The organism is Halomonas sp., from assembly GCF_041689495.1.
Lineage (GTDB): Bacteria > Pseudomonadota > Gammaproteobacteria > Pseudomonadales > Halomonadaceae > Halomonas.
In genome coordinates this window covers 1-2,701 of record NZ_JBDNGD010000290.1, presented here as the reverse complement: position 1 = coordinate 2,701, position 2,701 = coordinate 1, and the positions used below count along the sequence as shown (strand labels likewise).

Sequence of the window (2,701 nt, the reverse complement as noted above, 5' to 3'; positions counted from 1 at the left end):
CGGGAGACACCCGATCCCGCGGGTGCCTGGATCTCAGTCGAGCTTAGGCAGCAGAGAATCGATACTTTCTCGGGCGTCACCGTAGAACATCCGAGTGTTCTCCTTGTAGAACAGCGGGTTCTCGATGCCCGAATAGCCTGTCCCCTGACCACGCTTGCAGACGAAGACCTGCTTGGCCTCCCATACCTTGAGTACCGGCATGCCGGCGATGGGGCTGTTGGGGTCTTCCTCGGCGGCAGGATTGACGATGTCATTGGAGCCGATGACGATCACCACATCGGTCTCGGGGAAGTCATCGTTGATCTCGTCCATCTCCAGCACGATGTCATAGGGCACCTTGGCCTCGGCCAGCAGCACGTCCATGTGGCCCGGGAGGCGCCCGGCCACCGGATGGATACCGAAGCGGACGTTCTTGCCCGCGGCGCGGAGCTTGCGAACCAGTTCGCTGACGGCGTTCTGTGCCTGAGCCACCGCCATACCGTATCCCGGTACGATGATCACGCTGTCGGCATCATTGAGCGCACTGGCCACACCGCCTGCATCAATGGCGATCTGCTCACCCTCCATCTCGGCGGCCTCGCCAGAACTCGCACTGCCAAAACCGCCAAGAATGACACTGATGAAATTACGGTTCATCGCCCTGCACATGATGTAGGATAGGATGGCACCCGAGGAGCCCACCAGGGCACCGGTAACGATCAGCAGATCATTGGAGAGGGTGAAGCCGATGGCGGCCGCCGCCCAGCCCGAATAGCTGTTGAGCATCGACACCACCACCGGCATGTCGGCGCCGCCGATGCCCATGATCAGGTGATAGCCGATGAAGAAGGAGAGCGCCGCCAGTATCAGAAGCGTCCAGAAACCGGCCCCTGACAGATAGGCGATGGCCAGCAACAGACAAAGCACGGCGGCGCCCGCATTGAGCATATGCCCACCCGGGAGTTGCTTGGACTTGCCGTCGATCTTCCCGGCGAGCTTGCCGAAGGCGATCACCGAACCGGTGAAGGTCACCGCACCGATGAAGATGGCGAACACCACCTCGATCTGGAGGAAGGTCAACTCATCCGGCGCCTTGGTCGCGACCAGGGCAGCAAAGGCCGAGAACTCGTCCATCGAGGCATCAAGCACACGCGCCGTCATGACACGGCGGCGTTCGAGGTCGGCACTCCAGGCCACTAAGACGGCAGCCAGGCCCACGAAGCTGTGCAGGGCGGCCACCAGCTGCGGCATCTCGGTCATGGCGACTCGCTTGGCCACGTACCAGCCGGCTGCCGAACCGATGATCATCATGGGAATCATGAACCAATAGCCACCGATACCCGGCCCGAGAGCCGTGAAAATGACCGCCACGGCCATGCCGACGATGCCATACCACACCGCACGCTTGGCCTTTTCCTGATTGCTCAAGCCCCCCAGGGAGAGGATGAACAGAACACTTGCCGCAATCGCCGCGGCAGATACGAATCCTTGACCCAACATGTCGTGTCTCCGCCGCTCAGGATTTCTGGAACATGGCCAGCATCCGGCGTGTCACCAGGAAGCCACCCACGATATTGATGGAAGCGATCAACACCGAGATCGCCGCGAGTATCAGCACGATAGCGCTACCGGACCCAATCTGCAGGACGGCCCCCAGGATAATGATGCCGGAGATCGCATTGGTTACCGCCATCAGCGGGGTATGCAGCGAATGACTCACCCCCCAGATCACCTGAAAGCCGACGAAACAGGCAAGCGCAAAGACGATGAAGTGCTGCATGAAGGAGGCCGGGGCCACCTGACCGAGCAGCAGCATCAGGACGCCACCCACACCCAGAAGAGTGACCTGTCGTTTGGTCTGCGCCTTGAACGTCGCCAGTTCCGCCGCCTTGCGCTCTTGCGGCGTCGGCTCCTTCTCCTTTGGCTTGGGCTTGGCCGCGCCGATGGCCTTGACCTTGGGCGGCGGCGGCGGATAGGTCACTTCGCCCTCGTGGGTGACCGTGGATCCGCGGATCACGTCATCCTCCATGTTGTGGACGATGGCGCCATCCTTCTCCGGCGTCAGGTCGGTCAGCATGTGACGGACGTTGGTGGCATACATCAAGGAGGCCTGGGTCGCCATCCGCGAGGGGAAGTCGGTGTAGCCAACGACCGTCACGCCGTTGTCAGTCACCACCTTCTCGTCGGGCTTGGTCAGGTCGCAGTTGCCGCCCTTCTCGGCCGCCAGGTCGACGATCACCGAGCCGGGCTTCATGGCCTCGACCATGTCCTCGAGCCACAGCTTCGGCGCGGGACGGCCGGGGATCAGCGCCGTGGTGATGACGATGTCGACATCCGGGGCCTGCTCGCGGAAGCACTCGAGCTGCTTCTCGCGGAACTCGGGGCTGGAGGGCGAGGCATAGCCACCGCTCTCCGCACCGTCCTGGCTGTCTTCGAAGTCGAGGAACAGGAACTCGGCGCCCATGGACTCGATCTGTTCGGCAACCTCGGGGCGCACGTCGAAGGCGCGTACCACGGCCCCCAGGCTGGTGGCGGTGCCGATGGCAGAGAGGCCCGCCACGCCGGCGCCGATCACCAGCACCTTGGCCGGCGGCACCTTGCCCGCCGCCGTCACCTGGCCGGTGAAGAAGCGCCCGAAGTTGTTGCCGGCCTCGATCACCGCCCGGTAGCCGGCGATGTTGGCCATGGACGAGAGCGCATCCATCTTCTGCGCCCGCGAGAT

2 protein-coding genes are annotated in these 2,701 nt (G+C 63.1%); both read right to left on the bottom strand.

Annotated elements, in window-relative coordinates:
* Window positions 1-33: 33 nt before the first annotated feature.
* Entirely contained in the window at window positions 34-1,479 is a 1,446-nt protein-coding gene (locus ACESMD_RS09825; protein ID WP_372612689.1) for an NAD(P)(+) transhydrogenase (Re/Si-specific) subunit beta, read from the bottom strand.
* A 16-nt stretch (window positions 1,480-1,495) separates the two neighbouring features.
* A partial coding sequence (locus ACESMD_RS09820) for a Re/Si-specific NAD(P)(+) transhydrogenase subunit alpha (RefSeq protein ID WP_372612687.1) occupies window positions 1,496-2,701 on the bottom strand: 1,206 nt, incomplete at its 5' end.